The following is a 12,418-nucleotide window of genomic DNA, read 5'->3' as shown; positions in this document are numbered from 1 at the left end:
CATGATATGATTACGCCAACAAAACAGAGATAAAAAGGGGATTTATTATGCGTAACGTATTACCACATCAGGTTATCGCAGATAGCCGATTCAATTCATTTCATTTGCTTGTCTTTTTATGGTGCTTTTTTGCGATTGGGTTTGACGGATTCGACATTGCTACCTATGGCATCGGCTTACCGCTGATGATGGAAGATTACGGATTGACACCAGTATCAGCGGGCGCTATTGGTAGTTATACACTCGTTGGGATGATGATTGGTGCATTTGTACTGAGTGCTTTATCCGATGTCATCGGTCGCAAAAAAGTTCTCGCCATCTGTATGCTGTTGTTCAGCGTATTCTCCCTGTTAGCGGGACTGGCTCCCAACGCACAAGTATTTACAATCATGCGTTTTATCGCCGGGATCGGAATGGGCGGCTTGATGCCTGCTGTAATCTCGTTAATGACAGAATACTCACCGAAAAAGAACCGTGCGCTGACAGTAGCGATTATGTATTGCGGATATTCGATCGGCAGTATCGCCGCTTCGTTAGTGGGTATGTATGTGATGGAACATCTAGGCTGGCGCTTCCTGTACTGGCTCGGTATCATTCCCCTGTTCACTTTGCCTTTCTTCTGGAAACAGTTCCCTGAATCGTTGTCGTATCATATTGTGCGCAAGCAGGGTGCAGCTGTGGCTAGTATTTTGAATCGTATTCATCCACAGGGTGCGTATACAGCACAGGACGATTTTGAATATGAAGCGGTACAGAAACGCGCGGAAGGAACCCCGGTCAAAAAGCTATTTATCCAACATCGGGCATTAAGCACATTTGCCTTCTGGGCAGCCGTTTTCAGTTGTTTGCTTATGATTTACGGCTTGAACACCTGGTTGCCAAAAATTATGCAAGGTTCCGGTTACGGCATCACATCTAGCCTTTCCTTTGGTCTTGTACTGGCTGTCGGACAGATTGGCGGTTCGCTATTGGGCGGCTATCTGGTGGAAAAGGTCGGGCATCGCGTCGTGCTGGTAACGTACTTCCTGCTTGGTTCGATCTGCTTTGTCTGCCTGAGTCTGACATCCAGCACGGCGCTGCTATATGTATTGATCGCTTTTGGCGGTGCTTGCACAGTCGGTACGCAAAATCTGATCAATCCGTATATTTCGGAATTTTATCCACGCGAAATTCGTGCGACTGGCGTCGGAGTTAGTGTAGGCGTAGGACGGATTGGTGCGATTCTGGCTCCGGTGCTTATCGGCTTACTGCTGGCGACCAACATCGCTCCGCAAAAAGCATTTATGTTCTTCGCTATTCCATGTTTGCTTGGAAGTGTCGCGTTTCTACTCGTACAGGAACGGTATGGCAACTTCGATCACGTTCGGAATGAGCGTCTAGCGTTGGCGAACAAAGCGGCAGTGGCGAAGTCGTAGGCTTGATAGTATGTGGCTATAGCTATAGCTATAGCTGCACAAGGATCATAACAAAACACTCTGTCGCTCAGGACAGAGTGTTTTTGTTTTTGTTATTCTTATGTTTTTGCCATTCTTATATGCAATTTCAATCCAATATTCATTTGAGCTTTTGCCGCAATTGCAATTCCCGTTCGTCGAGATATCGATGCTTGGTTTTAAAATGTTGAATCGTATGGTAAAAGGCAAGCACGATGACAACGATCACGATAAGAGCAAGCAAATAGTACATCCATTCCACGATCATATCTGTCACATCCTCTAGTTCAGCTTTGCTCGGCTGTTACGCCCTACGGCTCCGTTCTTAGAGTTACTGAATATCGTATGGATTGGGTAGGGGTAGCGATCAGGAAGTTGAACCTGCTACAGTCTCTCGCGTTGCTCCTTTGCTCTGAAGCTCCATATGCTGCAATTCCAGTTCACGCTGTTTTAATTTATACGTTTGTACCGTTGTGTAAAAGGCAAGCGCAATTACACCAACAACCAGCACAGCCAAACTGTACATTAATATTGTCAATCCCATGTCTGTATCCCTCCTGTTCGATAACATACTTGATTATATATTATTTGATGCATTCAAATTTGTATCCATTGGCACCTTCTGCTGCGCCACTATTGGTTGTTCCGTTCAGCCCACTTTGATCCCGACTATCGATTTTTGGCGTGCCACCTTCATCGTAGCATCGATTGATCAAAGTCATTTTTTGTTGATGATTAAAATAAAGAGCGCTGAATATCACACCACCAGCAATCACTCCAATGGCTATGATCCCAATCCAGATAATCGGAGCAATCTGAGGTGTGACTACATTCCCATCGGTTGCATTTGTCGTCGATACGTCAACACCATAAGCCTGTAGTAAGTCATTCGTTTCCTCAGGAGTAAGACTGTTTAGAAAAGTAGTATACCCTTTTAATTCTTGTTCAGAAAAAGAATACAGTTGTTTGGCTTTCACCTGGTTGATTACAATTGTACCGGTATCCTGTTGATATACAAGCGACTCAGATAGAGCTGTTTGTTTTTGTTCCAGATCTGGAATACTGCCAAGCTCCTGCTGCCTCTCTTGTTCAGTCATGGATGCAACCTGTTTGGCACGGTCAAGCGCTTGCTGGCTTACCTCATCTTTTTGTACTTCCGCATGTGCATAGCTGGAGAATACTGACGTAAAGGCAAGGATCATAACAAGAAACGGGATAAAACAGCGACTCCATGTTTTCGGCATAATAATCTCCTTTTCGGTTTATTTGGAAAATACAGGTTAAACACTACTATATTCCATCGTCTGTGAATACCTATATGAACAAATCACAACGTCTGTCTTAGTACAAACTGACATATTACATTGAATTATACGAACGACTTATTTCATTCTCAAGCTTATACTTGTTAAGCATGTAGTACCCGTATAACAGGCTTCGTAGCGTTTGATTATGTATACATCACGTCATATCTATTCATTTTTAATTGATCCCAATCCATTATGACCTTCTTCATACTATATGCTTCGTTGGTTGCGGGCAGAACGATGGATAATCGACAGTTTCCTGTAGGATGAGAACTTTGAAAGTCCCAGGTCTTCTGTTTGAGTAAATATTTCCATACATAAACATATACCAAAAAGAAACATGAGCAAGCATCCCACAATGAGATGTGCTCATGTTTCTTTTCATTGCTTCTACCGCCTATTGGAAAATAATGCAATTACAGGTTCTATGTTGCCCACATTCCTCTAGCAAATCCTAGTTACACAAGCGAATGTAACGCTTCTTTACTGTAGATTTGAATATCTGTGCTGCGTTGATCGCGAATTTTGTTCGGCCACTCGGCGTCACTGATGAGCGCGCGACCGATGGCGATCAGATCGAATTCTCCTTTATCCAGATGCGTAATCAGCTCATCCAGATGTGCAGTTGGATCGTCTTCGACTGGCTGATTTTGTCCCGGTGTGAATTCGGCTTTCAGTCCAACCGAACCGACTGAGATTGCTGGTTTGCCAGTCAGCTTTTGCGTCCAGCCTGCCAGATTCAGATCAGAGCCTTCAAATTCTGGCAACCAGAAACGACGTGTAGACGCATGGAAAATATCAACCCCTACATCTGCCAGCGGTTGAAGCAGCTCCTTCAATTGTTCCGGCGTTTCTGCCAACTTCGCTGTATAATCAGACATCTTCCATTGCGAGAATCGGAAAATGATCGGGAACTCTTCGCCTACCGCTGCCCGGCATGCTTTGACCACTTCAATCGCAAAGGTAGCCCGACCGAGCAGGTCACCGCCAAAACGGTCGGTACGACGATTCGTACGCTCCCACAAAAATTGGTCGATCAAATAACCGTGCGCTCCATGCAGCTCAATCGCATCAAAGCCAATTTTCTTCGCATCTGAAGCTGCTTGCGCATACGCTTGAATTAGGTCGTCGATCTCCACTTCACTAAGCGGTACACCCTTTTCCACACCTTGCAAGTCAAGACCGGATGGTCCGACGGCTGCCACATCGGGATTTGGCTCATCGCCCGGTTTGCGTGCCATACCGACATGCCATAGTTGTGGAGCAATTTTGCCGCCTTCTGCATGTACAGCTTCCACGACTTTTTGCCAGCCTGCCAGCGCTTCTTCACCGTGGAAGACCGGAATGCTAGCTCCGCTAATAGAGGATGGATGATTGATGCCTGTTCCTTCGGTGACAATCAGCCCGACACCACCGGCTGCGCGGCGACGATAATATTCCGCCACATCCTCGCCCGGCACATTGCCCGGAGAGAACCCACGCGTCATTGGTGCCATCACGATTCGGTTGCTCAGACTTAATTTTTCACTATGAAAAGGTTGGAATAAGGATTCTGTACTCATCAAACTTCCTCCTTGTATATGATGTATTAGTTGATTATGTTTCGTAACAGCAATACCTTAACATAGTGTTATATGTAAATCAAACGAATACACGCTCAATACTTGGTGGCATTGCATCAAGCGACAACCGATATACATCCGGATTGGTCAAACGCTCCCATTCTCGAAATCTGGTACGTCCATCATACGCACGTAACAGTAACGAAATCAGATTACCGTGCGAGATAATTGCCGCGCACGTGTGATCACTGTTCTTCCATTGTTCGATAACGCCAAGCACACGCTCCGTAGCCTGTCGACTGGATTCGCCACCAGCATAACATAACTCCATATCGTTATACGTATGTTGCAACATATCACGCCAATTCGGTTCAGATGTACCGCAAAGTACACGTTCGATTAGGCGTTCATCCTGATGGATCACAAGCTTCTTTTTCTCCGCTAGCGGTTGAATCGTCTGGATCGCTCGCAGATAAGGGCTAGAAATGATGACATCCAGCGGAATGGTATCGAATTGTGCGGCAAGGCGATCTGCCTGCTCCTGTCCAAGTATAGTTAATGGCGCATTGGGCTCCTGTCCTTCTGCCTGACAGTGACGAATGATGTATAGTTCTTGCATACAGCATTGCTCCTTTCAACATTGACGAAATGCTTACGACTACAATAACTTTTACATGACCGACATATTACGTTATCATCAAACGGAAGCTACGGTAGCACAAACATTAGTTTGAACGAATACGAACGTCTACATACTGGAGGAGATCATGTGTATCCAAATCAATATCAATGGGTTAGACAGACGAGAGCCATTTTACTTCATTTTTGTGGTGAGCTAAGCTCAGATGATTTTACTCGCTGTCCTGAATATGGTTCTCAAAGTATTAGAGATATCCTAGTTCATATAGCAGACTGTTATGATGCTTGGCTAGGCTCCTATATTTTACTACAAACCAAGACACCGATCACGCCCAAGGAAAACCTGTCCTCCTTCGATGTGGTAGCAATTCAGGCTCGCTTTGCGCAGGTGGATCATTATGTAGATGAAGTATTGCAAACGTACGTACATAACATGGATGAACCGATCCAGCGAAACATTCCATGGAGAGAAGGAAGCGAGACGATATCTATGACGCCAAGTAAACTACTGATGCACACCATCACTCACGAATTTCATCATAAGGGACAATTAATGGCTATCGCACGTCGAATGGGGTATGTACCGCCAAATACAGATATTTTGGGCACAAAAGATTAGAAATAAACACAGCAAGCAAGGCACCAAACACTAAAAAGCCCGGATAGGAGCAGCATGTGCTGCTTCGTATCCGGGCTCGTATGTTATATACTAAAAACTTATGGAGTTGGCATACCGCCATTAGCATTCAGCGTTTCACCGCTAACATAGCTCGATTCCTGACTCGCCAGGAATACGTACGCCGGAGCCATCTCAACCGGTTGACCGGGACGACCCAGTGGTGTTTGCGAGCCAAATTCAGGCAATGCTTCTGCCGGTTGACCGCCTACAATTTGCAGTGGTGTCCATACCGGACCCGGTGCAACAACGTTGACACGAATTCCTTTTGGTCCAACTTGCTGTGCCAGTGCTTTACTAAATGTATTGATCGCGGATTTGGTTGTTGCATAATCCAATAGAATCTCCGATGGGCTATACGCCTGAATCGAGGATGTATTGATAATACTGCTACCCGGCTTCATGTGCTTGATGGCTGCTTTACAGAGCCAGAACAGCGAGTATACGTTTGTTTTGAATGTATGATCAAATTGCTCTGTTGTCAGATCGGCAATATCTTTGACATGCTGCTGTTTACCGGCAACATTCGCCAAAATATCGATACCGCCCAGTTCTTTGACTGTCGTTTCGATCAGTTGCACACAGTATTGCTCGTCCTTCAGATCGCCCGGTACAGCTACCGCTTTGCGTCCTTCGGCTTCGATCAATTGAATAACCTGTTGTGCATCTTCTTCTTCCTCAGGTAAGTAAGCAATAACGACGTCTGCGCCTTCTCGTGCATAGGCAATTGCTGCTGCACGACCAATACCGCTATCGGCGCCAGTAACAAGAGCTTTACGTCCGGTCAGTCTGCCGGTGCCACGGTATGTTTCTTCGCCGGAATCTGGGATCGGATTCATTTTCGTTTGCAGGCCTGGTTCTTCCTGCTGTTGTTTCAACTCTGGTCCTGCCTTGGGAAATTGTTTCGTCGGATCTTGCATGGTGTACAGGTCTGCCATGATTGATTTCCTCCTCTGAATGGATGTAAGTATCGTGCTGTGTATCGTCTATCCCAACTCTCATTATGTAACCTGTACGGACAACCTTTAAACCGATGATAAGCTAGAAAATATTCTCATTTCTAAAATGGAAAATTAAGGTTTTTATTCAAACGTATGTTGGATATGAACAATAGGTGTACATTGTACAATAACAGCAAAAAGCCTCACTCCTGCACTATATACATAGTCGGGAGTGAAGCTAGTTAGCATAAAACGGATGTTGGATGCGGCTAAATCGACGCAATCGTATTATGAATTCATCATATCCAGCATGCTCAACATATTCATAACATTACTGGAACATTGGCAGCAAATATTTGATCAGGAACCATAATACAAGTCCCAGAATGATAATGTATGCAGCGTATTTAATAAAAGTCGATGCAACCAGCCCGGAATCCGATTTGCGCTCTACGCGCACCTCTCTTTTGTCTACATCAACATTACGGTTTTCGTTCATAAGTCTCGCTTCCTTTCGGCTGTGAAGCCTTTGGTTGTTAAGTGATTTGAGTCTTATTAAACCGATTCATGCCGATCTAAACCTGCTTTGGGCTGTAGGAACAAAATGTTTTTTGTACATACCCAACGTCTTCAACTTGTGGGATTTTCGTCCAGATGCAAATACTCTGTTTGTAAAATCGAATAATGTGCACTATCCACCCAGCGATTGCCATCCATCCGTTCATGCCGCAATACGCCTTCAAGCGTCATGCCCAGTCGCTGCATCAACCGACCAGATGCCGGATTGGTCGTATCGTGCATCGCATACACGCGTTCCAGATTCAATTCACGGAAAGCCAGTTCCAAAATCAGTCGTCCTGCTTCTGTCATATAGCCATTGCCCCAGTAAGAACTGCCTAGCGTAAAGCCGATCTCACCGCTTCGATTATGGTCGTGTACGCGAAATTCGAATGTACCGATGACTTTGCCCGTTTCCTTTAACACGACTGCGTATTTGCCCTGCGGTTCTTCCATATAATAATTCGCAATCATACGCTCCGTTTGTTGCACATTATGATGCGGCGGAAACAGAAAACGCGTAGTCTCCTGATCAGAGACAACTTCAAACAAATCCGGTGCATCACTTAATTCCAGCCAGCGCAGAATAAGCCGCTGACTTTTGAGCTTGCGGTGTTGTACAAGAATAACACGATCATTGTTCATGGTTGATGCTCCTTTGTAAATGAATTAAGCTATTAGCAGATACGTAAGTATAATCGAGCAACATATTAGATCATATGGAGTCATATACCCAATGAACGACAGGAGCCTACATAATGAAAACAACAAAAATCGAGTTTGATATTACCAGCCTGCCACCAATCATCGCCCAACATTTGAAGTACGATACCATCGTTCACGACAGTAGCTCGTCTGCTGAAGCGAGAACGTTGCTGTTTCAAGGAACTCCATCCGTTTTTCTCAAAATCATGCCTTCCGGTCGATTGGAACGCGAATACCGTATGAATCTATTTTTGCATACGTATGCGTTATCGCCTGCGGTGATTGCTTACACCGCAACGGCGCAGCACGACTATTTGCTGACAGCAGCCGTAGTGGGACAAGATGGTATTGCAGAGACATTTCTACAACAACCAGAACGGCTGACAACCGCGCTAGGGCAGCATTTACGTAAACTTCATACTTTGCCTGTAGAAGGATGTCCGTATCTTAATCGCAGTCAGGAGATTTTCAGGGAAGCTTCTCCGTCTGTACAGACAGAATTGCAAGAAGAATTAGCATTCTTCCCACATGACGATCTGCAACCATTTCGATATCAGCCTGTTGATACCGTATTGATTCATGGTGATTACTGTCTGCCTAATGTGATGATGCACGATGATCTGACGCTATCCGGCTTTATCGATGTGGGCGATGGCGGAATCGGCGATCTGCATTATGATCTGGCATGGGGGTTGTGGTCGCTGCATTATAATCTTGATACGCATGAATATGATGATTATTTTCTAGATGGATATGGTAGAGAACGTATTGATCTCAACGGTATTGCTTATTTTCGCAAAATTATTGATAGTCAGGATTTTTAAAGCGGTATAGCTATATATGATACGTTGTACATCTACATGAATGAATATATGGCAATAGAATCTATGCTTATGCTTGGGCAGCTTGAATGGTTTCTCGAACATATGCATAACAACGCTCAAGATCGGTTTCAGAAATAAGTTCGGAACGATGCTCGAACATGATTTTCACATTGCTATTTAGACTGAATATGGTCTTCAAATAATCATCAATAGGCGCCCATCCTGCTGCTATAGTTTGTTCAGGTAGTACAGGTTGGTGCCTGTTTAATATCTCTCTATTCGCAGAATATTGCATATTCGATAAATGAATGCTGTAGGTATAAGGTGCAAGCTTACGAATGGTGTTCAATACATCGAAATCTGGATCTATTCTCTGCTGTAAATAAAGACGCTGCATGTCCAGACAAATCCGTATATTCGAATATGTATCCAATAAATTAAGAAACCAGCGATAATCCTTCCAGAACCAGCTACTCCATGCGTCCAATTCCATTACCGGAACAAAATGATAACGCTCTCCTTGTAACTGAATCCATTCAAACCACTCTTTACTCAGACGTTGAATTCTAGTGATCGAAGTTTGATTCGTATACTCATATTCACTGGAATCTCCAAATTTCCAGCTACTCCAATCTATATGGCTGTCTAAAATAACCGGTTTAGGATAATGAAACAATACATGTACTGGTTGATACGCCGACAAGTAGTCTAACTCTTGTTGAATTGCTCGATATGCTTCATCGCGCAGTTCTTTATGTTCTGCCAGTATAGGCGCATCACGAAAAGAATATTTGCCTGCGCGTAATGGGAAATGAACACCGATCTTCAATGCATACTGATCTGCAAGTTGTTTTAACTTGTCCATATCACTTTCATTTTCAAATAGACAAGCTTCTATTCCATAAAAAGAATCCCGATAATCGCGTTTGAATTTGAACTCATCCAAGCTACCATACATACCAATCATATATTGATTTTCTATTGAATGTTCCGTCAAACTTGTATTCATTAGGATTTCTCCATTTCTAAGCATGCTTATTTTTATTTGTATGGCATTTCAATCATTACAATCTACCTCATCTGGTTATACGATACAATTCTGCACAATTCTTATGTAAATCCCGCTTCCACGGGACTTGATACATTGTAATTCCTATCCTTATCGCTGACACGAATACGGTTTGTAGTCCAGTGAATAACGTAGGCTTGATTCAGAGATCGATACATCTGCTTTTCAATCTACATCATTCACTATGCTCAACATTCATCGTCCTCGGCATTTCCCAACCGTTATAAAATAACACTCACTCATTTGCTCGTTCTACTCTGCTCTTTAAAACGAATATGCTCCAAATACAATCCTTCCGCATCTGCCATCCCACCTGTTTGTGCGCGATCTTTGGACGCGATAATCGCTGGGATATGATCAGGTTGTATTTCACCCAAACCTACAGCAATCAGCGTACCTACGATTTTGCGAACCATATTGTACAGGAATCCGTTGCCGGTTACGCGCAGCTCCAACATGCCATCCTGCTCAACCAAGTCCAGACTATAAATGGTACGGACAGAATCTTTTTTCTTCGACTTTGCATTGGCATACGCTGTAAAATCATGCTCTCCGATAAAATGCGCAGCAGCTTCTTGGATCTTGAGCACATCCAGCGGTTTCACTACATGCATGCTGTATTTACGCAAAAAAGGCTGGCTGTATTCGCGATTCCATATTTTATACACATATGTTTTGTCAGTCGCATGAAAGCGTGCATGGAATCGCTCGTCGACCTGCTCTACTTGAATCACACTAATATCCGGCGGCAAATAATGATTGAGAAAGCTCATCATTCGCTCCGTTGTCAATGGCTGTGCTAATTTCACATTTGCCACTTGATGCAGCGCATGGACACCCGCATCTGTACGGCTGGAACCGATAATCTCGATCGACTCACCGGTTAATACGGAAATGGCTTTTTCGATCTTGCCTTGAATCGTACTGTCGCTATCTCCCAGACGTTGCCAGCCTTTATAGCGGTTGCCGTCGTACTGGATCGTTAATTTATAATTGTTCATCCCACTTCTCCTGAATATGCAAAATAAGGTGTCACGCATGATAGATTCTTTTGACGTCTATAACAAAATCTCTGCATGTACAGCCTGCTCCTAAGCTTATCAAAATTGTCGTTTGAATGATACTATACATTGTTGCAACACAAAACAGACAGCTTCCCTATCATATAAAGGGCGCTGCCTGTTTCATATCCTACAAATTCTCGCTTGTTGCGCTAATCATCATTCTATCTATCTAAACTTCACTCACATCATATGATGCAGCAAATTACGAGTTTAGCTGTTCATTGCCCAGCTTCTCTACGTTTGCCTGCTCCTTCATCCGTTCCCCTTTATCAATCCGAAAAACAAAATAGCCAACGATCACGATTGCGATGAATATTGCACCTACGATCAGCGGAACGCGTGTATCCGGGTTAAAGCACATTCCCACCAGCACACATAGCAGATAAATGATCACAATATAGTTACTAACCGGGAAAAAGAGTGATTTGAACGTGTGTCCTTTCATATCTTCCCGATTCTGACGACGGAACTTGAATTGACTAATTGCCAGTGCAAACCACGGCACCATTCCCGGCAAAATGCTGGCACTATAAATGTACAGAAACAGCTTGGAATCTGGGAACAAATAGTTAAACAACACACCGATCAGCAGCAGCGCAATCGTTGTAATAATACTGTTGCGCGGCACACCGCTGTCTTTGGCAACACGAGCAAAAAATTTCGGAGCCTGCCCATTTTGCGCCAGTGTATACAGCATCCGACCGGCACTGTAAATGCCGCTATTGCAACCAGACATCGCCGCTGTCAACACAACAAAATTGATAATACCGGCTGCTGCGACAATACCAACTTTTGCAAAGGTCAGTACAAACGGACTGCCATTCTGTCCGACTTCATTCCAAGGATAAATCGTAACGATCACAAAGATCGCACCCGCGTAAAAAATCAGAATCCGCCAAATAATATTTTTGATCGATTTGCGCAATGTTTCCTTTGGATTCTCGGCTTCACCAGCAGTAATCCCGATCATCTCAATACCCTGATAAGCCGCCGTGACTATACAGAGCGCAAACAGAAATCCTTTTAACCCACCGGCAAAAAATCCACCATGACTGTAAAGATTGGACAATCCAATCGGTACACCGCCATTGCCCAGACCGAAGAAAATGATCGCTGTACCGAGAATGAGCATGAATACAATCGCTACAATCTTAATCATCGCAAACCAGAATTCAAACTCACCATAAAACTTAACTGCCGCCAGATTTGCAGCTGCAATAATCGCAACCCCTGCCAGTGCAGGCAACCATTGCGGAATATCCGCAAACCAGTAATTGACGTAAATGCCGATGGCTGTGACTTCCGCCATTCCGACCGTTACCCATAGAAACCAGTAACTCCATGCAGTTACAAAGCCTGCTAGCGGACTAATATACCGATGCGCAAAGGTTGCAAATGAACCAGTCACCGGCTGTACAATCAGCATTTCCCCCATTATGCGCATCACGAACAGCATAATGATACCTGCGAGCAAATACGCTAGCAATACTGATGGTCCTGCCCATTGAATCGTGCTGGACGATCCCATAAACAAACCGACCCCAATCGTTCCCCCGAGTGCGATCAATTCGATATGACGCGATTTCAAGCCTCTGCTCAGTTGCTTTTCTTCTTCTGCTTTTGCTTCCACAACAAGCTCC

At 44.2% G+C, this 12,418-nt stretch carries 14 protein-coding genes; 3 read left to right on the top strand and 11 right to left on the bottom strand.

Annotated elements, in window-relative coordinates; translation table 11 throughout:
* Window positions 1-47 precede the first annotated feature (47 nt).
* On the top strand, window positions 48-1,415 hold the full coding sequence (locus ACDE64_RS09640; protein WP_411349825.1) for an MFS transporter: 1,368 nt from the start codon (window positions 48-50) through the stop codon (window positions 1,413-1,415).
* A gap of 139 nt (window positions 1,416-1,554) precedes the next feature.
* On the opposite strand, the gene ACDE64_RS09635 is transcribed toward ACDE64_RS09640, so the two are convergent.
* From ACDE64_RS09635 to ACDE64_RS09615, 5 genes are all read right to left on the bottom strand, one after another.
* The gene (locus ACDE64_RS09635; RefSeq protein WP_411349824.1) at window positions 1,555-1,701 is read right to left on the bottom strand and encodes a hypothetical protein; all 147 of its coding nucleotides are present in this window, start codon (window positions 1,699-1,701) and stop codon (window positions 1,555-1,557) included.
* A gap of 99 nt (window positions 1,702-1,800) precedes the next feature.
* Entirely contained in the window at window positions 1,801-1,977 is a 177-nt protein-coding gene (locus ACDE64_RS09630) for a hypothetical protein (RefSeq protein ID WP_411346252.1), read from the bottom strand.
* Window positions 1,978-2,017: 40 nt separating this feature from the next.
* Complete coding sequence (locus ACDE64_RS09625; protein WP_411346251.1) at window positions 2,018-2,677, bottom strand: hypothetical protein; 660 nt, start codon at window positions 2,675-2,677, stop codon at window positions 2,018-2,020.
* A gap of 521 nt (window positions 2,678-3,198) precedes the next feature.
* Window positions 3,199-4,302 (bottom strand): NADH:flavin oxidoreductase, encoded by a 1,104-nt coding sequence (locus ACDE64_RS09620; RefSeq protein ID WP_411349823.1) that lies wholly within the window; start codon window positions 4,300-4,302, stop codon window positions 3,199-3,201.
* Window positions 4,303-4,381: 79 nt separating this feature from the next.
* Window positions 4,382-4,921 carry a histidine phosphatase family protein gene (locus ACDE64_RS09615; RefSeq protein WP_411349822.1) on the bottom strand — a complete coding sequence of 180 codons (540 nt, stop codon included), beginning with the start codon at window positions 4,919-4,921 and terminating at the stop codon, window positions 4,382-4,384.
* Between the two features lie 150 nt (window positions 4,922-5,071).
* Between ACDE64_RS09615 and ACDE64_RS09610 the strand changes: the two genes are divergently transcribed.
* Window positions 5,072-5,560: a DinB family protein gene (locus ACDE64_RS09610; RefSeq protein WP_411349821.1), complete on the top strand. Its 489-nt coding sequence runs from the start codon at window positions 5,072-5,074 to the stop codon at window positions 5,558-5,560.
* A gap of 98 nt (window positions 5,561-5,658) precedes the next feature.
* Here ACDE64_RS09610 and ACDE64_RS09605 read toward each other — a convergent pair whose 3' ends face one another.
* From ACDE64_RS09605 to ACDE64_RS09595, 3 genes are all read right to left on the bottom strand, one after another.
* Entirely contained in the window at window positions 5,659-6,555 is an 897-nt protein-coding gene (locus tag ACDE64_RS09605; protein WP_411346247.1) for an SDR family oxidoreductase, read from the bottom strand.
* Between the two features lie 334 nt (window positions 6,556-6,889).
* Window positions 6,890-7,057 carry a hypothetical protein gene (locus ACDE64_RS09600; protein ID WP_411346246.1) on the bottom strand — a complete coding sequence of 56 codons (168 nt, stop codon included), beginning with the start codon at window positions 7,055-7,057 and terminating at the stop codon, window positions 6,890-6,892.
* Window positions 7,058-7,188: 131 nt separating this feature from the next.
* A complete protein-coding gene (locus ACDE64_RS09595; protein ID WP_411349820.1) occupies window positions 7,189-7,761 on the bottom strand; it encodes a GNAT family N-acetyltransferase in 573 nt (190 codons plus the stop codon).
* A gap of 113 nt (window positions 7,762-7,874) precedes the next feature.
* On the opposite strand from ACDE64_RS09595, the gene ACDE64_RS09590 reads away from it, so the two are divergent.
* Window positions 7,875-8,645: an aminoglycoside 3'-phosphotransferase gene (locus tag ACDE64_RS09590; RefSeq protein ID WP_411349819.1), complete on the top strand. Its 771-nt coding sequence runs from the start codon at window positions 7,875-7,877 to the stop codon at window positions 8,643-8,645.
* Between the two features lie 67 nt (window positions 8,646-8,712).
* On the opposite strand, the gene ACDE64_RS09585 is transcribed toward ACDE64_RS09590, so the two are convergent.
* The 3 genes from ACDE64_RS09585 to ACDE64_RS09575 all read right to left on the bottom strand — a co-directional run bounded on the left by ACDE64_RS09585 (window position 8,713) and on the right by ACDE64_RS09575 (window position 12,408).
* Window positions 8,713-9,654 carry a sugar phosphate isomerase/epimerase gene (locus ACDE64_RS09585; protein WP_411349818.1) on the bottom strand — a complete coding sequence of 314 codons (942 nt, stop codon included), beginning with the start codon at window positions 9,652-9,654 and terminating at the stop codon, window positions 8,713-8,715.
* Window positions 9,655-9,953: 299 nt separating this feature from the next.
* Window positions 9,954-10,715 (bottom strand): tRNA pseudouridine(38-40) synthase TruA, encoded by a 762-nt coding sequence (truA, locus tag ACDE64_RS09580; protein ID WP_411349817.1) that lies wholly within the window; start codon window positions 10,713-10,715, stop codon window positions 9,954-9,956.
* Window positions 10,716-10,980: 265 nt separating this feature from the next.
* On the bottom strand, window positions 10,981-12,408 hold the full coding sequence (locus ACDE64_RS09575; protein WP_411349816.1) for an amino acid permease: 1,428 nt from the start codon (window positions 12,406-12,408) through the stop codon (window positions 10,981-10,983).
* Between the last annotated feature and the right edge of the window lie 10 nt (window positions 12,409-12,418).

Source organism: Paenibacillus sp. WLX2291 (assembly GCF_046603665.1).
Lineage (GTDB): Bacteria > Bacillota > Bacilli > Paenibacillales > Paenibacillaceae > Saccharibacillus.
Note: the sequence above shows the minus strand (reverse complement) of the source record. Positions and strands in the feature narration are given on the sequence as shown.

What these genes read in the sequence shown, in the direction of transcription:
- ACDE64_RS09590 (WP_411349819.1), top strand. Translation starts at nt 7,875, where the DNA reads ATGAAAACAACAAAAATCGAGTTTGATATTACCAGCCTGCCACCAATC.
- ACDE64_RS09605 (WP_411346247.1), bottom strand. Translation starts at nt 6,555, where the DNA reads ATGGCAGACCTGTACACCATGCAAGATCCGACGAAACAATTTCCCAAG.
- ACDE64_RS09630 (WP_411346252.1), bottom strand. Translation starts at nt 1,977, where the DNA reads ATGGGATTGACAATATTAATGTACAGTTTGGCTGTGCTGGTTGTTGGT.
- truA (WP_411349817.1), bottom strand. Translation starts at nt 10,715, where the DNA reads ATGAACAATTATAAATTAACGATCCAGTACGACGGCAACCGCTATAAA.
- ACDE64_RS09620 (WP_411349823.1), bottom strand. Translation starts at nt 4,302, where the DNA reads ATGAGTACAGAATCCTTATTCCAACCTTTTCATAGTGAAAAATTAAGT.
- ACDE64_RS09615 (WP_411349822.1), bottom strand. Translation starts at nt 4,921, where the DNA reads ATGCAAGAACTATACATCATTCGTCACTGTCAGGCAGAAGGACAGGAG.
- ACDE64_RS09640 (WP_411349825.1), top strand. Translation starts at nt 48, where the DNA reads ATGCGTAACGTATTACCACATCAGGTTATCGCAGATAGCCGATTCAAT.
- ACDE64_RS09600 (WP_411346246.1), bottom strand. Translation starts at nt 7,057, where the DNA reads ATGAACGAAAACCGTAATGTTGATGTAGACAAAAGAGAGGTGCGCGTA.
- ACDE64_RS09595 (WP_411349820.1), bottom strand. Translation starts at nt 7,761, where the DNA reads ATGAACAATGATCGTGTTATTCTTGTACAACACCGCAAGCTCAAAAGT.
- ACDE64_RS09585 (WP_411349818.1), bottom strand. Translation starts at nt 9,654, where the DNA reads ATGAATACAAGTTTGACGGAACATTCAATAGAAAATCAATATATGATT.
- ACDE64_RS09625 (WP_411346251.1), bottom strand. Translation starts at nt 2,677, where the DNA reads ATGCCGAAAACATGGAGTCGCTGTTTTATCCCGTTTCTTGTTATGATC.
- ACDE64_RS09635 (WP_411349824.1), bottom strand. Translation starts at nt 1,701, where the DNA reads ATGATCGTGGAATGGATGTACTATTTGCTTGCTCTTATCGTGATCGTT.